The following is a 23236-nucleotide window of genomic DNA, read 5'->3' as shown; positions in this document are numbered from 1 at the left end:
GCCTCAGAACGACAGCTCGACGGCGACGGTGTCGGTATAGACCCCCGCGGGCAGACCTGCCTTGCCACGCGCCTGCCCATAGAGGTTGACGGTTTGCGCGACCCCGGTGCTGGTCGGCAACGTGATCGTGCCGTCGATGGCCAGCAACTGCGTGCGCCCCGCATCGGTATAGAAGTCATAGGGAACGAAATTGCCGGCGCCGTCTGCCAGAGCACGGGTGCCCCCGGTGGACTGACCATCGTGGGCGCCTGCGCGTACTCGAATGGCCGGCACCGTGCCCGCTGAACACAGCACACTCAGTGCCCCGCCGCTGCCGCCGAGCACCTGCGCGTTGGCCGTACCGAACAAGGCATCCTGAGTGCCGAAGTTCAGGCTGCCGAAATTCAGGCCCGAGGTGCCTGAGCTGCCGTTGACCTGGCAAGCCGCAATCAGGGTCAGTGTCGAGTTTATGGTACCGGTGACGGTGGCTGCCGGCGCCTGGGACGCCAGCGCCATGCCCAGCCCGGCGAGGATGCAGCGTGAGAGGTGGGTTCGCATCGATATCTCCTTGATGGGTTACCAGTCCAGGGTCACTCTGAGGGTGTCGCGATACAGGCCAGCGGGTAGCGCACGAGGCTGTGCGACCAGCACGCCATAGATGGGAATGGGCATCTGCCGGGTGCTGCTGATGACGAAGGGCCGAGCCTGGCCGACCGGATAGTGGCTGCGGCCAGCAGGATCGACGGCCAGTTGGTAAGGGATCAACTCGCGCCCATTGCTCAGGCGGCGTATCCCGTCGTCGCCGTTCATGCCCGCATTGATGCTCACCCTGAACGCACGCACTTCAGGCGTGCAGCTGATCTGCAAGCTGCCCTGGGTGCCGACGTCATCCACTCGACTGCGCACGGGCTCTTCCCAATTGGGGCCTCGGGCACCGAAATCCATCAATCCAGGGTTGGCCAGTGTCGCCGGTTGCGTTTCATCGCTGCTGATCTGGCAAGCAGCGCTGATGATCAGTTGCGCCTGGATGAAACCGGTGCTGGTGCCGTGCGCCGCCCCGCCCGGTACGATCAAGGGACCAAGGGTCAGCAGCAGCATCGAGGAACGGTTCATGGCCTCACGTCCTTGTGCATGGGTTGACCTACCAGGTGACCGTCACTTTGAGCATGTCGGCATACCGCCCTGCTTCAGGGGCCCAGGCCAGCTTGTCCAGCCTCGCGTACAACGGCAGGTCGACCCAGCCGCTGCCAGGCACCCGTGATGATTGCGGCTCATCGACCAACATCGGCTGCCGCCCGGCCGCATCACGAAATAACCGGTAGGGAATGGGCCTGGCGCTGGAGCCTGACATGGCCAGGAACCGCACCGCACCGCTCCCACCATGTTGGCCAGCGTCCACGCGTACCTGATAGGGCGTGTCCGGGTTGCACTCCAGCCGCGGCACTGAAGGCCCCAACAGCGTTCCACTTCGAGATGCTTGCGGGCCATCCAATCGTGACACTGCACCAAAGTCGATGCGCCCGAGTGCCTGTGCTCCCGCCTCCCGGGCAGGGTTGACGAGCATGCAGCCGCGCTCCACCAACACCCTCACTTCGACCAGAAAATCTGCCGCCACGGCACTGCCGACTGGCAGCAGGCCCACAAGCGCGGCAAACAAGCGATTGTTCACGTTAGCGTCCCTGCCATTCAACACTCGTTTCAAGCCTAGCAGCGGGCTCACCTTCGAACCGGCCGACACGCCTGTTTTTTGGTATTAGCAAAAAAGCAGTAACGGCCATGGCAAGATCTGGACAGCGCGAAGCAGCCTTCATGCAAAGTGGGTTCAACGGCCAAGCACGGCAGGCGAGGCGATATTCTGATAGGGTATATCACCATTATCCTGCCCCAGACTCTTGCGGCATGCAGGGTCCCAAATGACAGGAGCGTTATCTTCGATGACCACCGACCGAACCCTTGCACAGGCGATCGAACGCTGCGCTCAAGAGCCCATTCAAGTGCCGGGTAGCGTTCAGCCTCACGGTTTTGTTCTGGTGCTCGACCCCGAGCATCTGCAGGTCCTACAGGCGAGTGAAAACATCGTGCAGTGGCTGGGAACGCCCGCCGAATCGGTGCTCGGTTGCAACTTCGGCGAAATCGTCCAGGCCGGCTTTGACTTGCGCCAGCAGTTGGCGAGGCTGCCGGAGGACGAGGTCTTTCCTTTCCATATCGGTGATGTGCGCTTGCACGACACGGCACCTTGCCGGGAGGAGCTCCATCTGCTGGTACACCGGCACGATCAAGTGCTAATCGTCGAGTTCGAGCCGCACAGAGTGCCCGAGGACCTGACGGCCCAAGGTGATTACTACCCATTGGTGCGCACCTTCGTCAGCAGCCTGCACCTGGCGGGCAGCCTGGAAGAGTTGTTGCAGCAGACCGTGATTCAGCTCAAGCGCGTGACCGGCTTCGGACGGGTCAAGGCCTATCGCTTCGATGCCGAGGGCAATGGCCAGGTACTGGCCGAGGTTGCCGACGCAGGTTATCCAAGTTTCCTGGGCCTGTGCTTCCCTGCCTCGGACATACCGCGTCAGGCGCGTGAGCTCTATCGGGTCAACCGCATCCGCGTCATCGAAGATGCCAACTATCAGCCGTCTCCCTTGATACCGCCACTCAACCCAACCACCGGCAAACCGCTGGACATGAGCTTCACGAGCTTGCGTAGCGTATCGCCCGTGCACCTGCAATACATGCGCAACATGGATACGCTGGCATCGATGTCATTGTCCATCGTGGTGGATGGCAAACTGTGGGGACTCATTTCGTGCCATCACGCACAACCGCGATCGGTGGCCCTGCGCACACGTACCGCTTGTGAACTGCTGGCCAGCGTCCTGTCCCTGCAGATCGAATCCCGTGAAGCCCATGCCCGCACTCACCAGTTACTGGAGTTGCGGCGGTACATCGTGCGGATGATTTCTTCCATGGCCGACCACGATAGTGTCAGCGAAGGCCTGCGTACGTTGCCCGATGTGCTCCTGGCGTTTGCAGGTGCTCAAGGCGCTGCGATCATTTCTGCCGAGCATTGCGAGCTGATCGGAGCTGTCCCGCCAGAGGCACAGGTCAATGCGCTGGTCCATTGGCTAGCCCGCCAAGGTGAAGATGTTTTCCAGACGGATAATGTACGCCGTGACGTCAGCGAGCTGCCCGAATTGGCCGAGCATGTCGGCGGCGTACTGGCAGTGGCCATCTCTAAAATCCACTCGCACTACCTGCTGTGGTTCCGCCCCGAACAGGTGCGTAGCGTCCAATGGGCTGGGCAGCCTACCAAGGAAGTCGCACCACTGGGCAACCTCGCGCCTCGCCATAGTTTCGAACGCTGGCAGGAGCAACTGCACGGTTACTGTGCACCCTGGGACCCGTTGGTCATCGAGGGCGTAATGGAGTTGCGCAATGCGGTCCTGGGTATCGTGCTGCGCAAGGCTGAAGAACTGGCGCAGATGGCCAACGAATTGCGCCGCTCCAACAAGGAGCTCGAGGCATTCTCGTATAGTGTTTCCCACGACCTGCGGGCGCCCTTGCGCCATATCGCGGGGTATACGGAATTGCTGGGCGAAATGGAAGGCAACGGTTTGAGTGAACGGGGCAAAAGGTTCTTGCAACACATCGGCGAAGCGGCGCATTTTGCCGGCAACCTGGTCGACAATTTGCTACATTTCTCGCACATGGGCCGCTCTGCCCTGCGCATGTCGGAAGTGGACCTCAACGCTCTGGTCGAAGCCATTCGCGCTGAACTGGCACCCGACTACGCCGGGCGTGAGATCATCTGGGACATCGCGCCGCTGCCCCGGGCCTATGGCGACCCGGCATTCATCAACCTGGCATTGAACAACCTGGTGGCAAATGCCATCAAATACACCCGTGGACGGACACCTGCCCGCATCGAGATCACAGCAGTGCAGCACCCAACCGAGACCGAGGTCTGTATCCGGGACAATGGCGTGGGCTTCGACATGGCCTATGCCAGCAAGCTGTTCGGCGTCTTCCAGCGCTTGCATCGCATGGAGGATTTCGAAGGCACGGGCATTGGCCTTGCCAGTGTTCGCCGCATTATTGAAAGGCACGATGGCCGTGTCTGGGCCGAAGGCCAGATCGACAAAGGCGCCAGTTTTCATTTCACTTTACCGCGCCCATCCGCGACACACTGAGGTACCGCACCTATCATGCTCAAACCCATCTTGCTGGTCGAGGACAACCCTCGGGACCTGGAGCTGACACTCCTGGCACTGGAGCGCAGCCAGTTGGCCAACGAAGTCATCGTGCTGCGCGACGGCGCAGATGCCTTGGATTACCTGTTGCGCCGCGAGGCCTACGCCGACCGCGACGACGGCAACCCTGCCGTGATTTTGCTCGACCTCAAGCTGCCGAAAGTCGATGGGCTGGAGGTACTGAAGGCGCTGCGTGCCTCCCCGGAGCTGCGCAGTATTCCGACCGTGATGCTGACCTCGTCCCGCGAAGAACCCGACCTGCTGCGCGCCTACGAACTGGGCGTCAACGCTTATGTGGTCAAACCCGTCGAGTTCAAGGAATTCGTTGCCGCCATTTCCGACCTGGGCATCTTCTGGGCGGTACTCAACGAGCCTCCACCCGGCTCGTTGCGCCTGAACCGTCGCGGCAACTGAGGCCTGCACCACGATGCAGTCTACCCCGCTGAATCTACTGATGGTCGAAGACAGCTCGATGGACGCCGAGCTCACCCTGATGCGCCTTGAGCGCAGCGGTCTGCGCATCCAGTCTCACCTGGTCTTCGATCACAACGGCGTCGAGCATGCCCTTCGCGAAGGGCGCTATGACCTGATCCTGTGTGATTGCGTATTGCCTGGGTCATCCGGCACCGAAGTGCTCTCGATCGCCCAACGCCTGGCCCCTGATGTGCCCTTCATTTTCCTCTCCGGTATCTACGGCGAGGAACATGCGGTAGAGATGATCCGCCTGGGCGCCACCGATTACGTGCTCAAGAAAAACCTGCCGTTGTTGCCCAAGGCAGTGCGCCGTGCACTCACCGAGGTGCAGGAGCGCCAGCGCAGACGCCGCGCCGAAGAGGCCTTGGCGGAGGTGGAAGCACGCGCGCGCATTGCTATCAACGCTGCGGGCATGGGGACCTGGGACTTGAGGCCCCAAGAGGGAGTGCTGGCGTGGGATGAACGCTGCAAGGCAATGTTCGGCCTGCCGCTGGACACCGAGATGAGCCTGGAGGTGTTCTACGCTGGCATTTATCCAGACGACGTGGAGATGGTTCGCAAAGCTGTCGACCTGGCCATGCTCCCGGAAAGTGGCGGCAACTATCGCATGGAGTTTCGCATCGTGCCGCCCGATGGCCAGGAGCCCCGGTGGGTCCTGAGCAGTGGCCAGAGCCAGTTCGTCGACGGCAAGTGCGTACGTTTTTCAGGTGTTCTTCAGGATGTTCACACCCAGCGCGTGGCCACCCAGGCATTGCGCCAACTCAACGAAATGCTCGGCGAGCGTGTCGAGCGACGTACCCGCGAGCGCGACCGTGCCTGGGAGCTCTCCCAGGACCTGCTGGCCGTGCTCAACCACGACCTGACACCGGTGGCGCTAAACCCAGCCTGGGAAGCCAGTCTGGGCCTTTCGCGTGAACGTTTGAGCCAGTCGTCGCTGTTGCACCTGCTACCAGAGGCGGATCAGGAACTGCTGCTAACCGAACTGGCGTCCCTGGCCCATGGGCGCACCAGCGCGCGGTTTGTGGGCCGGATTCTTCACGCAGGTGGCCAGCAGCGTTGGCTGTCGTGGGTTGTGGTACCCGAGGACACCCTGCTCTACGTGGTCGCGCGGGACATTACCAGTGAGCGTGAAACGGCAATGGGTTTGGCCGAGGCCAATGCCCGCCTGCGCGAACAGATCAGCGAGCGTGAGCGTATCGAGGCCGCCCTGCAACAGATGCAGCGTCTGGAGGCTGTGGGCCAGCTTACCGCGGGCGTGGCCCACGACTTCAACAACTTGCTGACTGTGATCCTGACTGGGGCGAGCTTTCTGGAGCGCGACCTGGTGAAAGCCGATGTCGAGAAGGCACGAACCAGGCTTACTCACATCAGGGAAGCGGGTGAACGCGGCGCCAAGCTGACCTCGCAATTGCTGGCATTTTCCAGGCGCCAACGGCTCGAACCCGTGCCGCTGAACCTGAACCGCACGCTTGATGGACTCGAAGAACTGCTACGCCGCACCCTGGGCGGCAATGTCTCTGTACGCCTGGATCTGGACAAATCACTCTGGCAGGCGCTTACGGACCCGACCCAGACCGAGATGATCATCCTGAACCTGGCGATCAACGCCCGCGACGCCATGCCCGAGGGCGGCCAGCTGACCTTGTCCACACGCAACACGCGCATCGATGACTTGCCACGCCGCCCGGAAGATCCAGACCCTGGCGAGTACGTCATGATGAGCATCCGCGACACGGGGTGCGGCATGAGCGAGGAGGTACTGGCCAAGGTCTTCGAACCGTTCTTCACCACCAAGGACATCGGCAAGGGCTCCGGCCTGGGCCTGGCGCAGGTCTTCGGGTTTGCCAAGCAGTCGGGCGGCGGGGTGCGCATTGATACCGCACCGGGTAGAGGCACCGAAGTGGCCGTCTATTTGCCTGCGGTGAAGGATCAGGTCGTGAGCGAACCGGAACCGCTGCCATTGACCCATACCATCACCGAGAGCGGCTACAACCGTAATGTGCTGCTGGTGGATGACGACCATCTGGTGCGCGACATGCTAGGCGATGTCCTGCGTCAGTATGGGTATCAGGTTCGCCAGGCACACAGCGGGGAGCAGGCACTGGCCCTGCTGGACGATGATATCGACTTGCTTCTCACCGACTTCGCCATGCCTGAGTTCAATGGCGCTCAGCTGGCCATGGCGGCCAGAGAGCGCTACCCCAACCTGCGCGTGGTGTTCCTGACGGGTTATGCGGAGCTCCAAGGGCTGGACTTGCCCGATAGCCTGGTCATTCAAAAGCCGGTACAAGCTGACGAACTTGCCAGGGCACTGAACGAGATGCTGGGTACAGCGAGCTGACGCATAGGTTGAGGATCCGCCAGGGACGGCTTTTGAAAAGAGGCGCTTTGCAGGATGCGCCTCTCGATCAAAGGAAATCTGCCGGAAAATTGCGAATCTCAGAAACGACGAATTCAGCGCTGGTAGCCCATGCACTGAAAATAGAAATGTAGAAAATGGCAGGGGCGGCTGGATTCGAACCAACGCATGGCAGGATCAAAACCTGCTGCCTTACCGCTTGGCGACGCCCCTGTATCGGATGCAGCTGAAGCTGCTCTGACAACTCCAAGTAACTGACAACGCGTTGTTGTCTTGGAATGCGCGGCACTTTATCAACAATGTTGGAGCTTGGGAAGCCCTCTGTTAAAAAAATTACCGAAAAACAGCGAGTTAGTCGTCAGCAACAATGCGGCAATACCGTTCGTCGCATTCCTGCCCCTTCTCGTCAACGCAATCGCAAACCTTCATTCCAATGGTTATCGCCACCGTCATGCTTCTGGAGGATGCCATGCCTGTTTCACACGATCTGTATCAAGACCTGCACTACCCTCGTGAAATCGTTCAACAACGCCGTCAGACCGATAAAGCCCTGGACCGCTTGCTCGACGAATATGTCGACATTGACAACCAGGTGCTGGCGGCCGAATCCATCTCGGCAGGCAATTTCGAGGACGAAGACCTTCGCCGTCTCAAGGAGCGCCGGTTGACCGTGAAGTACATGATCGAGCGTCAACTGCAACCCAAGGCATAAGGTGCCCGGGTGCGGTGACCTATCGCAGCAGGTGATCACTGACGGTCATTTTCTCGATTGGTCATACAACCAAGGCTAGTGCAAGATTCTCGCTACCGTCTGTTACAAGGAAACGAGCCTTTGCCCGCTTGGATACCTGCCCCGCTGCGCCACCTTGGCAAGCGCTTTAGTCACTGTGCAGCAGCGCCCAGCAGTGACTTGGCTGCCGCTTTCGATGACAAGGCCCGCCGATGCGGCTTTACGCTCAGCGAGAGTCAACGTCAGGCCATCACCTGCATATCGCAGCAGGTTGAACAGCACAGAGCGGGGCACGCTACGGGCGTGTACCTGCACGGCCCGGTCGGTCGTGGTAAAAGCTGGTTACTCGATGGCTTCTTCCAGTGGGTGCCCAGCCCAGCCAAGCTGCGCTGGCACTTCCATGATTTCTTCGCCCGCTTGCATCAGGGCGTGCATCGCCACCAGGCAAGTGGTGACGCCATCGGCATCACGCTCGACGAATTGATCGGACAGCACGACATCCTGTGTTTCGATGAATTTCATGTGCATGACATTGGGGATGCCATGCTGTTGACGCGGTTATTCGAGGCCCTGTTCGCACGCGGCACATTGCTGGTGCTCACCAGCAACTACGCACCTGAAGGGCTGTTGCCCAATCCGCTCTACCACCAGCGATTCCAGCCTGTGATCGACCTGATCAACCACTGCATGGTCATCAAGGAAGTCGGCGGTAAAACGGACTTTCGCAGCCTGCCGGCCAACCGTGCGCTGCAACGCTTCACGCAGGGCCGTTACATCTGGCCCGGTACCGATATGCAGCGCCAGTCCCTGCACATGCCCACGGCCCAAGGCGATACCCTCATGGTCAATAATCGACCGCTACGCCTACAGGGCGCTGAGGGCGACCAGATCAGGTTCACTTTCGAAGACCTGTGCGAGCAGCCCACAGCCGTGATCGATTACCTGGCACTTGCCCAGCAATACTCCCACTGGATCATCGAAGGCCTGGGCGACCTGGGGACATGCTCGCTTGCTGCCCAGCAGCGTTTCGTCAACGTGGTCGACGTGCTCTACGACCAGGACCGGCAACTGACTCTCATTGGCTCGCGCCCGCTGGCAGAAAGCCTTGAGGGATCGCTTGCAGACCTGATGCGCACGCGTAGTCGCCTGGGCCAGCTACAGCAAGTGGGCCCCGCAGGCGCCGAAAGCTGAGCGGGGCCGGATCAGCCTTCTTAGCTCGCCCTCGCAAGCCCTGAGAGCACCGCTTCGATTTCTTGCAGGACTGCCGGATCGTCCACCGTAGAGGGAGGCGTGTACGCTTGGCCATCGGCGATCTTGCGCAGTACCGCCCGCAGAATCTTGCCTGACCGGGTCTTGGGCAGACGCTTGACCAGCCGGACCTGATTGAAGCAGGCCAATGCGCCAATCTCCTCACGTACGCTGGCCACAAGATCGACGAGCAACTGCGACTCCACAATGCCGGCGCCGTCCTTGAGCACCACCAACGCGAGTGGCACCTGCCCTTTGATGTCATCGTGAACGCCGATCACTGCGCACTCGGCGACAGCAGAATGACGCGCGACCAGATCCTCCATCTCGCCGGTGGAAAGACGATGCCCGGAAACATTGATCACATCATCTGTGCGACCCATGATGTAGACGAACCCGTCCTCATCCAGATAGCCGCCGTCACCTGTGTGGTAGTAGCCGGGGTACGTACTTAAGTAAGCCTGGACATAGCGCGGGTGATCGCCCCACAACGTCTGGCTGCAGCCTGGCGGCAACGGCAGTGCGATGACGATCGCGCCCTGGTGATTGGGCCCGACCAGATGGCCGTCGTCATCGAGCACCTGCACATGGTACCCGGGCACCGCGCGATTGCTCGACCCTGCTCTTGCCGCGCTACCCTCGAGCCCCACGCAGGGCGCAGTCACCGGCCAGCCGGTCTCGGTCTGCCACCAATGATCATGCACCGGCTTGCCGCTTACCCGCTCCAGCCATTGATGGGTACTGGAATCGAGTTTTTCGCCTGCCAGGAACAACTGGCGCAACGAACTCAGGTCATGCTTGCGTAGCAGTTCGGCGTCAGGGTCCTCCTTGCGGACGGCACGCATGGCCGTGGGCGCACAGAACAGCGCATTGACCTTGTACTGCTCAACCACCCGCCAGTAGGCAGAAGCATCCGGTGTGCGGATGGGCTTGCCTTCGTAAAATACACTCGTGCAGCCGCACATCAGCGGCCCGTACACGATCAAGGAGTGCCCCACCACCCAGCCCACGTCGGAGATGCCCCACCAGACATCGCCTGGCTGCATGCCGTAGACGGTGCGCATGGCATAGTGCAGCGCTACGGCATTGCCGCCATTCTCGCGAACGATGCCTTTAGGTTTGCCGGTGGTACCTGAGGTGTACATGATGTACAGCGGGTCTGCCGCACCCAGTTCAACAGGCGCCACTGGCTGCGCATCGGTTACGGACTGAGCCCAATCCAGGTCTCGCCCTGCCTGCAATGGCGCTTGCGCCTGGGGCCGCTGCCAGACCAATACGTTGCGCGGGCGGTGGCGGGCCAGCGCCAGGGCGCGATCAACCAATGGCTTGTACTCGATGACCCGCTCGAACTCCAGCCCACAGGAAGCGGTCAGCAGCAACACCGGGCGCGCGTCATCGATGCGCAACGCCAGTTCATTGGCCGCAAACCCGCCGAATACCACCGAGTGAACAGCACCAATGCGCGCGCAGGCCAACATGGCCATGGCGGCCTGGGGCACCATCGGCATGTAGATGATGACGCCATCGCCTTTTTGCACCCCCAGCTGGCGCAGCAAGCCGGCCAGCCGCGCGACCTCTTCGCGAAGCTGAAGGTAAGAGAATGACTGCTGTGTGCCGGTCACCGGGGAATCGTAAATCAGCGCCAACTGATCCCCCCGACCCTGCTCGATCTGATGATCCAGAGCCAGGTAGCAACTGTTCAAGCTTGCGTCAGGGAACCACTGGTGAGTGCCATCGGCATTGTTCTCGAGGACTACGGTGGGTTCGCGGTACCAAGCTACCGAGCGCGCCTGCTCTGCCCAGAAGGCGGCGGGGTCGGCAATGGATTGGGCGTAACTGTGCTGATAGCTCATGGTGAGTTGACCCGATGTTGTTGTTCTTGAAGGGCGAACGCTGAGTATGGATGCCCTGTACCCAGACGCCAGACGCGATATGGCCTAACCGACCTGCATTTTTGCAACGTGGGCAAAAGTCGTTCAATGCGGCGACGAACTCACTAGAATAGCGACCAGTTGTTTACGGTGAGCACCTCAATGGACATCGATCAGGCCCGCACTTTTCTGGAAGTCGTGCGCAGCGGCAGCCTAGTGGCGGCTGCGGAGCGCCTGTACGTATCGCAGACAGCGGTCACCGCCAGGTTGCAGCGCCTCGAGCAGCAACTGGGCTGCACCCTGTTCATAAGAAGCCGAAGTGGCGCCCGCCTGACCAGCCACGGTGAAGCCTTCGTCGGGTATGCCAACCAGCTGGTGCAGACCTGGGAGGCGGCACGACGCGACTTGCCCTTGCCGCCTGGCTACCAGCAGGTACTGCACCTTGGGGGCGAGGTGAGCCTTGGTAACCCGATGATGCTTGACTGGGTCACGGCGCTGTATCAGGAGCTGCCTGGCCAGAGCATCCACAGCGAAGTGAGCGACGGCGAGTCGTTGCTGCGCAAGGTGGAGATGGGCGTGCTGGACGCTGCTCTGGTGTACCAGCCGATCTACGGGCCAGGCTTGCAGGTCGAGCAGCTGATGGAAGAAAAGCTGGTGCGAATCCGGCGGGTCGAACGGCCGGAGCCGTACATCTATATCGACTGGGGTGAGGCCTTCCGCCGGCAACATGACGCCGCCCTGCCCGACTGCGCCCGTGCCGCGCTGCGTTTCAACCTGGGGCCGCTTGCCTTGCAGTTCATCCTCGACAAGGGCGGTAGCGGCTATTTTCGCACGCGGGTGGTGCAGGCTTATCTGGACAGTGGCGTCTTCGAGCGCGTACCGCAGGCGCCGGAATTCACCTATCCCACCTTTCTGGTCTACGCCCGCGAGCGGGACAGCGAAGCGTTGCAACAGGCCCTGGGCATCCTGCGCCGGCTTATCGCAGCCGAGGCCAGCGACTGGTCACAACGCTGGGACCCGACGCTCTGAGGCATTGGCGCTGCTGAGCAACTGGCGCTTGAGCCCGGCGATCAGGTCAGTCTGGGTGACCACCCCTACCAACACATCACCGTCGAGCACCGGCAGGCAGTGCAGCCCCTGCTCGCACAGCAGCGGCAACAGGCGCTCCAACGGGTGCTGGCTGCTGACACTCACGACCCGGCGGCTCATCACCTGCGCCATGCGCACGGGCTTGCGCCCGAACAGGCCACGCCAGCTCAAACGCGCCTGCTGCATGGCCGGGCCTACCAGGTCGCTCAGGCTGACGATCCCTACCAAGGCGCCGTCCTGCAGCACCGGCAGGGTCTTGACATGGTGGCTGTCGAGCAGCTTCCAGGCCTGCTGCAAGGTGGTCTCGGGGCTGACGAACTGCACGTCCTTCGACATCACCGACGCCGCCGTTATGCCACCGAGACTGCGCTGCAGCGCGTGCTGCTCGGTGGCGAGAATGATGCGCTCCAGCTCGTCGCGTGTGACGTCGACAAACTCGCCCAACTCTTCCAGCGCCTGATCCAGGTCCTCACCGCGGATGCCGACGCGCTCACTGGGCAGCGGATCGTGGGTGTGGTGCAAATCCTTACGCGGTGCAGGGCCTTTCGGGTAGCGTACCCCGGTCAAGCGGTTATAGAGGGTAGCCACCGCAACAAGAATCAGCGCGTTGAGCAGCACTGGCTCAAGCAGATGGTCACCCAAGGCGGTCAGCCCTGGGTCGGCCAGAACCGCACTGACCGCCACTCCCCCACCGGGTGGGTGCAGGCAGCGCAGCAAGCACATCACCAGGATGGACAGACACAGGGCAGCGGCGGCGACCCCAAGCCCTGGACCAAAACCGTCTCGCATTGCCAAGCCAACGATCGCGGCCAGGGTATAGCTGCCAAGCACTGGCCAAGGCTGTGCAAGGGGACCTGAATGAACGGCGAACACCAGCACCGCGGAGGCCGCCAACGGCCCGAGCAGGTGCAAGGCGATATCCGGGCCATACGCCAGGCTCGTCAGCCAGCCTGCGAGAAACAGGCCGACCAATGCGCCGATACCGGCGCGCAGCCATTGGGTGGGGGGGATGTTCAGGGACGGCGGTAATAACCACTGCAAAAGACGGTCGGTACGCGAGGCAGGCATGTCGTTTCGGGTTCTGTAGGTCTGGACGGAATAAGAAACGTAGGCCTTGGCCCATCGGCCAGTGAAGGCTACATGCAGCGATTCTGCCGAGCGACGTCCATTTGGGCTAATTCAAAAAAATGTGGCAGTGATGCATTTTTTTTGCAGTACAGCCGTTTGCCAGCGGCAACGGGGCCGACCTGTGGGACGCCGCGCTGGTCACAGGCTCCGGCGCGGCAACTGGATATCCACACGCAATCCACCCATAGGACTCTCAAGCAGTTGCAGTTTCCCGCCCCAAGCCTGGACGATGTCACGCACGATGCCCAACCCCAGACCGTGTCCATCGACTTCCTCGTCAAGCCGAGAACCCCGTTCAAGCACTTGCACACGCTGCTGGTGAGGGATACCAGGGCCGTCGTCGTCGACCCACAGCTGATAGTGTTCCTCGGTGGCTGCGATGCCTAAGTGCACCTCGCTGTCCGCCCATTTGCAGGCGTTGTCCAGCAGGTTACCCAGCAGTTCCAGCATGTCTTCGCGATCCCAGGGCAGCAGCAGGCCAGGTGGCACGGCGTGGCTCAGCAGCAGGCCCTCGCCATGGATCATGCCCAAGGTGCTCAGCAACCCCGGCAACTCGTCATCACAGGCAAATTGCGCACCCGGCAACGCATCGCCTGCCAGGCGTGCGCGGTTGAGCTCACGGGCCAGGCGCTGCTCGATCTGCTGCAACTGCTCGCGCATCTGTGCACGGACCTCAGGCAAGTCCTGCAGGCGCTCGCTGGATGCCAGGCTAAGCAGCACCGCCAGGGGCGTTTTCAGGGCGTGGCCCAGGTTACCCAGTGCATTGCGCGAGCGTCGCAGACTGTCTTCGGTATGGCTGAGCAAATGGTTGATCTGCCCAACCAGCGGCACCAGCTCACTGGGCACTTGGGCATCGAGCTGGGAGCGTTGCCCCTGCTGCAACTGGGCGATTTGCTGGCGCGCCCGCTCCAGCGGGCGCAGCGAGCGGGTGACGGTCATGCGCTGAAGGACCAGCACCAGGGCCAGCGCGACCAGGCCCATGCCCAGCCCAATTTGCTGAAGGCGCCGGAAGCCTTGTCGCACAGGTGAGTAATCTTGAGCGACACTGATGGATATGTCCTGCCCCAGGCGCCGGTAATCGGCACGCAGCGTCAGCAACTCCTGCCCTTCTGGCCCAAGCTCGTGCCGGTCCGACAGACCAGGGGCCGACGGTTTGGGCAGGTTCATGTCCCACAGGGAGCGTGAACGCCACGTGCCCTGGGCAAAGTCGATGCGAAAGTAATAGCCGGAAAACGGCCGCTGATAGGCAGCCGAGATGCGTTGCTCATCGAGCTGCATGCCCGCAGGCCCGCGCACCAGCGCCACCAACAGGTTCTCGCTTTCGTTGCGCAGGCCGTTTTCCAGGTAACGTTGCAACCCGGCTTCGAACAGCCACAGCGTCAGTTGCGCCAGTACCACCCCTACTACCACCAACACAGCCACCAGGCCCAGGCTGAGCCGCGCCTGGATCGACTTCACGCAGCGCTCCCGGCATACAGGTAGCCCTGGCCGCGTCGTGTCTCGATCACCGTACGGCCTAGTTTGCGGCGCAAGTGGTTGACGTGAACCTCGAGCACGTTGGAGTCGCGCTCGGTCTCGCCGTCGTAGAGGTGCTCAGCCAGGTGGCTTTTGGACAGGATCTGCTGGGGGTGCAGCATGAAGTAGCGCAACAGGCGAAATTCTGCGGCCGTAAGCTGGATATCGACGCCCTCGCGGCTTACGCATTGACGACGTTCGTCCAGATGCAAGCCGGCAGCCTCGAGCTTTGGCTGGTTGGCAAGTCCACGCGCGCGGCGCAGCAGCGCCTGGATGCGTAACTGCAATTCTTCGGGGTGAAAGGGTTTGCTGAGGTAATCGTCGGCGCCGGCCTTCAGGCCTTCGATGCGCTCGGCCCAGGAGCCACGCGCCGTCAGAACCAGCACAGGTGTCAGCAGCCCGGCTGCACGCCACTGGGCCAGGACTTCAAGGCCAGGCAACCCTGGCAGACCAAGGTCCAGGATGATCAGGTCATAAGGCTCGCACTGGCCTTGGTAGACCGCATCTCGGCCATCGGCCAGCCAATCGACGGCGTACCCCTGACGCTGCAGCGCAGTGGTAAGTTCGTCGGCCAGCGGGACATTATCCTCGACAAGCAACAGGCGCATTCAGTCATCTTCCTCGTCTTTGAGCAGGGCACCGGTGGCAGCATCGAGCTTGACCTCCCGTACTACGCCGTCCACCGTCAGCAACTCGACCTCGTACTCATAGCGGTCGTCGTCTTCTTCAAGCTCTGCCTCCAGCAAACGCGCCCCTGGGTGACGGGCCATGGCCGTTTCCAGCAAGTGTTCGAGCGGTAGAATCACGCCCTTCTGGCGCAAAGCCAGTGCCTCATCCTGGTCCAGGTCCCGGGCAGCGGCCAGCGAGCACGCTGCCAGCAGAGCGAGGGCCAGGTAGCGCGCCGCCCGTGGAGGTGGATTCATCAGTTGTCTCGCTCATCCTTCAGCAGTTCACCGGTCTTGGCATCGAAAGCCACGTCCCACTCCACATTCTGGGTATCGCGCAGTTCGACCTTGTACACGTAGCGGCCGTATTCGTCTTCAAGTTCCGAGTCCGTGACGGTGGAACCCGGGTGCTTGGCAATGGCGGCCGCCTTGAGTTCGTCCAGGGACTTGATGGTCTTGGTGTTGACCAGTTTGACCACTTCGTCAGGCTGCACATCCTTGGCGAATGCAGCATTGGCACCCAGCGACAGGGCAGCGGCGGTGAACAGTGCAGTCAAGGTTTTCATCGTTCGTTTCTCCATAATGCTGTACACGTTGTCTACGCAATCAACATTAACCAGCAGTCCTTAACTCAACCTGAAAACAGCTGGCCGCATGATAGCGTAGCCGGCAGGTCAACAGGGCACGTCTCGAACGGCTGCATCACTCTATAATGCGGCGCCCGTCGCCGCAGAGGTCCGCCATGAGCGCTATACACGTCAAGTACCCCGCCCTTACCCTGAAGGCTGGCCAACGCGCCTTGAGCCAAATTAGAGAGCGCGGGCTGCAGGCTGCCGACGTCGGCGTGCTCCCGGGCGCAGCAGGTGGGCCAAAACCGCTGGGCATTCAGGGCCTGGACTTGGCGCTGTTCGGTCAGTTCCTGCCATCGGCCCCTCGCCCGCGCGCACTGATTGGCGCATCGATTGGCGCCTGGCGCTTCGCAAGCGCCTGCCTTGACGACCCGGTTGCCGGGCTGCGGCGGCTGGGAATGCTCTACACCGAGCAGGATTTTGCAAAAGGCGTTACCCCAGCCCAGATAACACGCAGTTGCCAGTGCATGCTCGACGAGCTGTTGCAGGGGCGCGACGGCCAGGTGCTGGCGAGCCCGGCGTACCGGTTGAATATCCTGGTCGTCAAAAGCCATGGCCAGCTCGCTCACGATCATCGCGGCCGACTGGGTATGGGCCTTGGCTCGGTGATCGCCAGTAACCTGTTGGGCAGATCCCGCCTGGCCCGACATTTCGAGCGGGTCATTCTGCACGACAGCCGCAGCCTGCCACCGCTTGATACCCTGACGGATTTCCCGACGCGCTGCCTGCCGCTGGACCTGGCAAACCTGCGCCATGCCCTACTTGCCTCGGGATCGATCCCCATGGTCATGGAGGGGGTACGGGACATCCCAGGGGCCGGGACCGGCATGTACCGCGATGGCGGGCTGCTGGACTATCACCTGGATCTGCCCTACGGCGGCGATGACCTGGTGGTTTACCCGCACTTCACTGACAAAGTCGTCCCTGGCTGGTTCGACAAGGCCCTGCCGTGGCGCAAGGGCGATGCCAGGCGCCTGCAGAACGTACTGCTGCTGGCGCCCTCGCCGGCCTACCTGGCAACCCTGCCCCATGGGAAGCTGCCCGACCGAAACGACTTCAAGCGCTTCATGGGCGACGCACCGGCGCGCCAGCGCTACTGGTACAAGGCCATCGATGAAAGCCAACGTCTGGGCGACGAGTTTCTAGAATTGGTCGCCACCGGGCGGCTGCATGAACGACTGCAAGCCTTGTGAGAGGCATGCTGGTAAACTGCGCGCATTACTGATTCAGACAGAGTTTGACTGCGTGGAAATCTTTAAAGAATTTACGTTCGAATCCGCCCACCGCCTTCCCCATGTGCCCGAAGGCCATAAATGCGGGCGTTTGCATGGGCACTCGTTCAAGGTCGGCCTTCATCTGACGGGTCCGCTTGACCCGCATACCGGCTGGATTCGCGACTTCGCCGAGATCAAGGCCGTGTTCAAGCCCATTTACGAGCAGCTCGATCATAACTACCTGAACGACATTCCTGGCCTGGAAAATCCCACCAGCGAAGTCATCGCCAAATGGATCTGGGATCAGGTCAAACCGTTGCTGCCAGAGCTGTCCAAGGTGCGTATTCACGAGACGTGCACCAGTGGCTGCGAATACAGCGGCGACTAAGCCCAAAGGCAGGCTCTTAACGCGCTGACGCCTCCGTCCACGGCGCCTTGCCCAGCCTGGTCCGGCGGCGCAGTTGCACCGCTGCAGACCTGCGCGTGGCAACGTGCCACCGGATCAGCACCGGGCCGCGGTCTCAAGCACTTGAAGCATTAGCGAGCCCTGCTGCCCCTGGACGCCTGCGATCAACCGACGGCGTTGATGGGGCAAGTGCAACGTCACAGGTCCGCTATTCACTTGCTGCAACTGCGCATTGTGGACAGATGCCCCTTCTTCCAGGGTGGTGGGATCGAGCCCCTGGAGCTTCCAGAGAAAGTCTGGGAGGGCTCGCCTGCTGGTCCAGCGCTTGGCCAGGCTTGTCGTCCAACCGCGCTGTTCTTTAAGGGTAAAATCAAGCCGCCTGCCGTGACTGTCGAGCGGCCACAGCTCATAGACATGGCTTTCTCCATTGCCGTAGGCGGCAAAACAGAGGCGGTCGCATGCCATGCGGAATTCGCCGATGCGCCAGCGATCCTCGAAATAATCGCTCGTCTCAACGGCCAACCCGGCCCTCGGAGACCATTCGCTGCCTTCGTCGAACCTTGCCGTGACCAAGCCTTGTTCCGTTGATTCACCTTCAGGCCGCCACCAAGCACGTCCAATAAAACTGTATTGAGGCTTGAATGCGTACCGGACACCAGCACTTGCCAGTCCTGCTCCCCACGCCCACTCGCGGGCCTGATGCGCATAGTCGAGGATCTCTAGCGCTATCCGGCCAGGTTGGCCGCTGACCGTATTGATCAACGATACACCGTCTTTTTCATAGCGCCTTACGCTACGCCCCTGAGCATTTTTCAAAATCAGGTTGCACAGTCGTGCACCGCGCTTGATGCCGGCATAGCCCATTGCTTCGACGGACCATAGATGGGTGGGATTGGCAAGACGCGACTGCCCGGCGCTCGGCTCATTCGCGCGCTTGACCGCCGCATAGCCCGACAATGAGGAGGGATTGTTGTAAAGGACTCGGTTCAGCGGTCGCCAGTCTCTGTCATAAGGCCGGATCTCGTAGCAGAGCCTTGCCCCATCCTCCCCTAAAGCGGCAATGTAGGCACCGAACCAGAACAGCTCGCCATACTGATGACCATCCTTGGTATAGTCCTCTGGCGCCAGTCGCAGTGGCCCTTGCCCCTCAGGCTCGGCCCGCCAGTAGTTGTACCAATGATCGTTGTGGATACTTGCTACGTCGACGTGAAGCCACATTGGGGCAAGCTTGTCCTGGCAGTCCCACCATCGATCCGGGTGAATCAGCTCTTCGGTCAACTGCCATCAGCAGCGGGCAAGAAACGAGAGTTCAGTGTGATGAATGTAGTCGGTCATGCTGGCTCACTCTTGAGTCGGAATGTGAGCCTAACGCTAAGCAACGCCGGCCGCGCATTGCAGAAGGAAGCGTTCTACATCAAGCCGATCGAATCGATCAACACGTGTTGACCTAACTCGCCCTGACCGTAGTGGTTATTCCAACGGCCTGGGATGAGGAGGCACAGGGCGACCGACCACCTCCAGACTGAGTGCACCTCGTCGCCCCTGGTGGGTGGCGAGGTAAGAGCGACCAAACTGCTTGTAACGCCTGACTGCTGCCCCGGCAGGGTCAAACAACAGTAGATTGCTTTTACGCTGCCCAACCTTCAGATGCCGGGGATCAAGGCCATCAATGCCCCAGAGCGGCGCGTTCTCCGTTCCTGCCGCCTGGGGACTACCGGACATACCTATAAAGCCGAAGTCTTTGGCCATGACATACTCAAGCCTGGGCCACAGATCAACGGTGGACTCGAAATAGGCCGGCCTGATCTCGTAACTGTACAGATCGCGAACATGGTACACCCCAAACCACAGGACAGGGCACAAGATGCCAACGCCCCTGAAAGGCGGGCTGGGAGACGGTTCCAATGCGCCTTCAGGCTCTGTCCGCATCCAGCCATCATCACCGTCACCACTTTCGAAACCCACCCACAGCGGGGCCAGATGCTGCACGGCCGCGTGCCAAGCACCCTCTGCAATGCGGGCCCCGTCTATCTGCCACCAGCAACGTGCGTGAAAGCACAGATCGGGTTTGAAGGTATAGCTGTCCATCGAGATGCTCCATTAGATCGTCGGAAGCACCACGCTAGAGGCCAGCCAAGCAGCGAAATAGAGGGAAAGGTGACTACTCCAACGCGCTGTTGAGAAACGATGGCGCGATGTAGCGCTGGTAATGCGCCTCTGACAACAGAAAGAACTCACGATCAATTGCATCGCGCAGTTGTGGCAGTTCCCAGTCGCGGAACTCGGGCAGCAATGCCATGCCGTAGGCCTCCAGGTCCCGAATCATGCGCGCGCCCCTGGCGATGAGCTGGTAGGCCCAGCAGTACTCGGACTGCTGCTCGACATACCGTATGGCACGTTGTTCAAGTTGCTGGCGCAACAAGCCTTTGTCGAACACCTCGAGCTTGGCCATCATCACCTGAACCAGCAGTTGCTCCAGGCGTAACCAGACCGCGCGTTTTTGCGCATCGTCATAGCCATTCCAGTGGATGACCTCATGGTGGAAGCGCTTGCACCCTCGGCATACCGTGTCTCCGTAAACCGTGGAACACAGGCCGACGCAGGGCGTTTTGATGGACTTGTTGGACATGAAATACAACGGCTTGAAGGTGGAGTACGCGGCCATGTTAGCCCTTTGTCTAACCAGGGTCACCCGTTAAAGTCATCATCGCCGCCTTACCTTCCAGCGTTTTTTACCGTAGAATCATCCGGCCTTTTCGAAGGCAACAATGTCCGTTGGAAGCTGTTTTCAAAGCGTCACGAGCACAGTTGATCCGGCAGAACGACGTTGGTCCGGGCCTGCATCCCCGCAGGCCCTAGCCAGCCCTCATCAGATGCTCGTTCTGCAGGCGTAAAACTTTGAAAGCAGCTTCCGCAAGGATTCCTTGCGACCCTGGCCAGGCGGCCCAAGAAGCCATGACGGCGCATGGGTGCAAGGAATGCTGGATGAGCGTCCCGGACCCCTTAAAGGGGCCACTGATGAGGGAAATAACTGTGCTTGAAGCCTACCGCAAACACATCGAAGAGCGCGCCGCTCTGGGTATCGTGCCCCAGCCGCTGAACGCCGAACAAACTGCAGGCCTGGTCGAGTTGCTGAAAAACCCGCCGGCCGGCGAAGAAGCCTTCCTCGTAGACCTGCTCACCAACCGCGTACCGCCTGGAGTCGATGAGGCCGCCTATGTCAAGGCAGCCTTCCTTTCGGCCGTCGCCAAGGGCGAAGCCACCTCGCCGCTGATCGATCGCAAGCACGCCACCGAACTGCTGGGCACCATGCAGGGCGGCTACAACATCGAGACGCTGGTCGCGCTGCTGGATGACGCCGAGCTGGGCGCCGTCGCGGCCGAGCAGCTCAAGCACACCCTGCTGATGTTCGATGCCTTCCACGACGTGGCTGAAAAAGCCAAGGCCGGCAACGCTCATGCCAAGGCCGTACTGGAATCCTGGGCCGCCGGCGAGTGGTTCACCTCGCGCCCGGCCATCGCCGACAAATACACCCTGACCGTGTTCAAGGTGCCTGGCGAAACCAACACCGACGACCTGTCCCCTGCCCCAGATGCATGGTCACGCCCTGACATCCCGCTGCACGCCCTGGCCATGCTGAAAATGGCCCGCGACGGTATCGAGCCGCAGCAGCCGGGCTCGGTGGGTCCACTGGCTCAGATCGAAGCGGTCAGGGCCAAGGGCTTCCCGGTCGCCTACGTGGGTGACGTGGTGGGTACCGGTTCTTCGCGCAAATCCGCCACCAACTCGGTGCTGTGGTTCTTCGGCGAGGATATCCCGTACGTCCCCAACAAACGTGCCGGCGGTTTCTGCTTCGGCACCAAGATCGCCCCGATCTTCTACAACACCATGGAAGACGCCGGCGCCCTGCCGATCGAGTTCGATTGCACCGACCTGGCCATGGGCGACGTGATCGACGTCTACCCGTTCAAAGGTGAAGTACGCCGTCACGAAAGCAATGAGCTGGTCACCACATTCGCACTCAAGACCGAAGTGCTGCTCGACGAAGTGCGTGCTGGTGGCCGTATCCCACTGATCGTCGGCCGTGGCCTGACCGAAAAAGCCCGTGCCGAGCTTGGCCAGGGCCCATCGGACCTGTTCAAGAAGCAAGAGCAGCCTGCCGACACCGGCAAAGGGTTCACCCTGGCGCAGAAGATGGTCGGCCGCGCGTGTGGCCTGCCGGAAGGCCAAGGCGTACGTCCAGGCGCCTATTGCGAGCCGAAGATGACCACCGTGGGTTCCCAGGACACCACTGGCCCCATGACCCGTGACGAGCTCAAGGACCTGGCCTGCCTGGGCTTCTCCGCTGACCTCGTGATGCAGTCCTTCTGCCACACCGCGGCCTATCCGAAGCCAATCGACGTCACCACCCACCACACCCTGCCAGACTTCATCCGCACCCGTGGCGGCGTGTCGTTGCGCCCAGGGGACGGCATCATCCACAGCTGGTTGAACCGCATGCTGATGCCCGATACCGTGGGCACCGGTGGCGACTCGCATACCCGCTTCCCGATCGGCATTTCCTTCCCTGCAGGCTCCGGCCTGGTAGCCTTCGCTGCCGCCACCGGCGTGATGCCACTGGACATGCCAGAGTCGATCCTGGTGCGTTTCAAAGGCAAGCTGCAACCTGGCATCACCCTGCGTGACCTGGTGCATGCCATCCCTTACTACGCCATCCAGCAGGGCCTGCTGACCGTCGAGAAGAAGGGCAAGAAAAACGCCTTCTCCGGTCGCATCCTTGAAATCGAAGGCCTTGACGAACTGACCGTCGAGCAGGCCTTCGAGCTCTCGGACGCCTCGGCTGAACGCTCCGCCGCCGGTTGCACCATCAAGCTGCCGGAAAAAGCCATTGCCGAGTACCTCAAGTCCAACATCACCCTGCTGCGTTGGATGATCGGCGAGGGCTACGGTGATGCACGCACCCTGGAGCGTCGCGCCCAGGCCATGGAAGCCTGGCTGGCCAACCCAGAACTGCTGTCGGCCGACGCCGATGCCGAATACGCCGAAATCATCGAAATCGACCTGGCCGACGTCAAGGAGCCTGTGCTCTGCGCCCCGAACGACCCGGACGATGCTCGCCTGCTGTCCTCGGTACAGGGTGAGAAGATCGACGAAGTGTTCATCGGTTCGTGCATGACCAACATTGGTCACTTCCGCGCCGCTGGCAAGCTGCTGGAAAAGGTCAAGGGTGGTATTCCGACCCGTCTGTGGCTGGCTCCGCCGACCAAGATGGATGCTCATCAGCTGACCGAAGAAGGCTACTACGGCATCTACGGCAAAGCCGGTGCGCGGATGGAAATGCCAGGCTGCTCCCTGTGCATGGGTAACCAGGCGCGGGTGCAGACCGGTTCGACCGTGGTGTCGACCTCGACCCGTAACTTCCCGAACCGCCTGGGCGACGCCACCAACGTGTACCTGGCATCGGCCGAGCTGGCTGCGGTGGCTTCGATCATCGGCAAGTTGCCGACCGTCGAAGAGTACATGCAGTACGCCAAGGACATCGACAGCATGTCTGCCGACGTCTACCGCTACCTGAGCTTCGACCAGATTGCCGAGTTCCGCGAAGCGGCCGCTAACGCCAAGATTCCAGTGGTCCAGGCGTAAGCCAGACAGCCATCCACTGGCTCCATGAAAAAAGCCCCGGCAGTG

General features: G+C 61.3%; 21 protein-coding genes and 1 tRNA gene. 9 read left to right on the top strand and 13 right to left on the bottom strand.

Features of this window, described 5'->3' with window-relative positions; all coding sequences use genetic code 11:
• Positions 1–3: 3 nt before the first annotated feature.
• From ACF8R3_RS06100 to ACF8R3_RS06090, 3 genes are read right to left on the bottom strand one after another with little or no spacing between them, the layout of a single operon-like run.
• Complete coding sequence (locus ACF8R3_RS06100) at positions 4–537, bottom strand: spore coat U domain-containing protein (RefSeq protein ID WP_058603835.1); 534 nt, start codon at positions 535–537, stop codon at positions 4–6.
• Positions 538–555: 18 nt separating this feature from the next.
• Complete coding sequence (locus ACF8R3_RS06095; RefSeq protein ID WP_058637373.1) at positions 556–1092, bottom strand: spore coat U domain-containing protein; 537 nt, start codon at positions 1090–1092, stop codon at positions 556–558.
• 28 nt (positions 1093–1120) lie between these two features.
• Positions 1121–1648 (bottom strand): spore coat U domain-containing protein, encoded by a 528-nt coding sequence (locus ACF8R3_RS06090; protein ID WP_145255320.1) that lies wholly within the window; start codon positions 1646–1648, stop codon positions 1121–1123.
• Between the two features lie 265 nt (positions 1649–1913).
• Between ACF8R3_RS06090 and ACF8R3_RS06085 the strand changes: the two genes are divergently transcribed.
• From ACF8R3_RS06085 to ACF8R3_RS06075, 3 genes are read left to right on the top strand one after another with little or no spacing between them, the layout of a single operon-like run.
• The gene (locus ACF8R3_RS06085) at positions 1914–4160 is read left to right on the top strand and encodes an ATP-binding protein (RefSeq protein ID WP_392474964.1); all 2247 of its coding nucleotides are present in this window, start codon (positions 1914–1916) and stop codon (positions 4158–4160) included.
• 15 nt (positions 4161–4175) lie between these two features.
• On the top strand, positions 4176–4634 hold the full coding sequence (locus tag ACF8R3_RS06080) for a response regulator (protein ID WP_027914629.1): 459 nt from the start codon (positions 4176–4178) through the stop codon (positions 4632–4634).
• 13 nt (positions 4635–4647) lie between these two features.
• Entirely contained in the window at positions 4648–7035 is a 2388-nt protein-coding gene (locus ACF8R3_RS06075) for a hybrid sensor histidine kinase/response regulator (RefSeq protein ID WP_058637375.1), read from the top strand.
• Positions 7036–7191: 156 nt separating this feature from the next.
• On the opposite strand, the gene ACF8R3_RS06070 is transcribed toward ACF8R3_RS06075, so the two are convergent.
• Positions 7192–7266, bottom strand: a tRNA-Gln gene (locus tag ACF8R3_RS06070).
• Positions 7267–7522: 256 nt separating this feature from the next.
• Between ACF8R3_RS06070 and ACF8R3_RS06065 the strand changes: the two genes are divergently transcribed.
• Together ACF8R3_RS06065 and zapE are read left to right on the top strand one after the other, a co-directional pair.
• Positions 7523–7765: a DUF465 domain-containing protein gene (locus tag ACF8R3_RS06065; RefSeq protein WP_058637376.1), complete on the top strand. Its 243-nt coding sequence runs from the start codon at positions 7523–7525 to the stop codon at positions 7763–7765.
• A gap of 120 nt (positions 7766–7885) precedes the next feature.
• Positions 7886–8974 carry a cell division protein ZapE gene (zapE, locus tag ACF8R3_RS06060; RefSeq protein ID WP_392515215.1) on the top strand — a complete coding sequence of 363 codons (1089 nt, stop codon included), beginning with the start codon at positions 7886–7888 and terminating at the stop codon, positions 8972–8974.
• A gap of 20 nt (positions 8975–8994) precedes the next feature.
• Here zapE and ACF8R3_RS06055 read toward each other — a convergent pair whose 3' ends face one another.
• A complete protein-coding gene (locus ACF8R3_RS06055; RefSeq protein ID WP_392515213.1) occupies positions 8995–10884 on the bottom strand; it encodes a propionyl-CoA synthetase in 1890 nt (629 codons plus the stop codon).
• 180 nt (positions 10885–11064) lie between these two features.
• Here ACF8R3_RS06055 and ACF8R3_RS06050 point away from each other — a divergent pair, with 180 nt between their 5' ends.
• Positions 11065–11931 carry a LysR family transcriptional regulator gene (locus ACF8R3_RS06050; protein WP_078478781.1) on the top strand — a complete coding sequence of 289 codons (867 nt, stop codon included), beginning with the start codon at positions 11065–11067 and terminating at the stop codon, positions 11929–11931.
• Here ACF8R3_RS06050 and ACF8R3_RS06045 read toward each other — a convergent pair.
• The 5 genes from ACF8R3_RS06045 to ACF8R3_RS06025 form a co-directional block, all read right to left on the bottom strand.
• Positions 11905–13059 (bottom strand): HPP family protein, encoded by a 1155-nt coding sequence (locus ACF8R3_RS06045; protein ID WP_058637379.1) that lies wholly within the window; start codon positions 13057–13059, stop codon positions 11905–11907. The two genes, ACF8R3_RS06050 and ACF8R3_RS06045, sit on opposite strands and share 27 nt — an antisense overlap.
• A gap of 198 nt (positions 13060–13257) precedes the next feature.
• The gene (locus ACF8R3_RS06040) at positions 13258–14577 is read right to left on the bottom strand and encodes a sensor histidine kinase (RefSeq protein WP_392515211.1); all 1320 of its coding nucleotides are present in this window, start codon (positions 14575–14577) and stop codon (positions 13258–13260) included.
• On the bottom strand, positions 14574–15242 hold the full coding sequence (locus ACF8R3_RS06035) for a response regulator transcription factor (protein WP_197843972.1): 669 nt from the start codon (positions 15240–15242) through the stop codon (positions 14574–14576). The genes ACF8R3_RS06040 and ACF8R3_RS06035 overlap by 4 nt, the downstream gene beginning before the upstream one ends.
• Positions 15243–15557 carry a PepSY domain-containing protein gene (locus ACF8R3_RS06030; RefSeq protein ID WP_058603824.1) on the bottom strand — a complete coding sequence of 105 codons (315 nt, stop codon included), beginning with the start codon at positions 15555–15557 and terminating at the stop codon, positions 15243–15245.
• Positions 15557–15865, bottom strand: coding sequence for a PepSY domain-containing protein (locus tag ACF8R3_RS06025; protein WP_058637382.1), 309 nt, complete (start codon positions 15863–15865; stop codon positions 15557–15559). The genes ACF8R3_RS06030 and ACF8R3_RS06025 overlap by 1 nt, the downstream gene beginning before the upstream one ends.
• Before the next feature lie 176 nt (positions 15866–16041).
• Here ACF8R3_RS06025 and ACF8R3_RS06020 point away from each other — a divergent pair, with 176 nt between their 5' ends.
• Positions 16042–17121, top strand: a complete 1080-nt coding sequence (locus tag ACF8R3_RS06020) for a hypothetical protein (RefSeq protein ID WP_058637383.1) — start codon at positions 16042–16044, stop codon at positions 17119–17121.
• Between the two features lie 52 nt (positions 17122–17173).
• On the top strand, positions 17174–17530 hold the full coding sequence (queD, locus tag ACF8R3_RS06015; protein ID WP_033695042.1) for a 6-carboxytetrahydropterin synthase QueD: 357 nt from the start codon (positions 17174–17176) through the stop codon (positions 17528–17530).
• Between the two features lie 114 nt (positions 17531–17644).
• Here queD and ACF8R3_RS06010 read toward each other — a convergent pair whose 3' ends face one another.
• From ACF8R3_RS06010 to ACF8R3_RS06000, 3 genes are all read right to left on the bottom strand, one after another.
• Positions 17645–18826 carry a hypothetical protein gene (locus tag ACF8R3_RS06010; protein ID WP_392515209.1) on the bottom strand — a complete coding sequence of 394 codons (1182 nt, stop codon included), beginning with the start codon at positions 18824–18826 and terminating at the stop codon, positions 17645–17647.
• A 192-nt stretch (positions 18827–19018) separates the two neighbouring features.
• The gene (locus ACF8R3_RS06005; RefSeq protein ID WP_058637386.1) at positions 19019–19636 is read right to left on the bottom strand and encodes a hypothetical protein; all 618 of its coding nucleotides are present in this window, start codon (positions 19634–19636) and stop codon (positions 19019–19021) included.
• 73 nt (positions 19637–19709) lie between these two features.
• On the bottom strand, positions 19710–20177 hold the full coding sequence (locus ACF8R3_RS06000) for a DUF1289 domain-containing protein (protein ID WP_100852605.1): 468 nt from the start codon (positions 20175–20177) through the stop codon (positions 19710–19712).
• A gap of 404 nt (positions 20178–20581) precedes the next feature.
• Here ACF8R3_RS06000 and acnB point away from each other — a divergent pair, with 404 nt between their 5' ends.
• Positions 20582–23191: a bifunctional aconitate hydratase 2/2-methylisocitrate dehydratase gene (gene acnB / locus ACF8R3_RS05995; RefSeq protein WP_392515326.1), complete on the top strand. Its 2610-nt coding sequence runs from the start codon at positions 20582–20584 to the stop codon at positions 23189–23191.
• The last annotated feature ends 45 nt before the right edge of the window (positions 23192–23236 follow it).

It is taken from the genome of Pseudomonas sp. FYR_7 (genome assembly GCF_043106155.1).
Taxonomy (GTDB): domain Bacteria; phylum Pseudomonadota; class Gammaproteobacteria; order Pseudomonadales; family Pseudomonadaceae; genus Aquipseudomonas; species Aquipseudomonas parafulva_B.
This window is presented reverse-complemented; position numbering and strand designations above follow the sequence as displayed.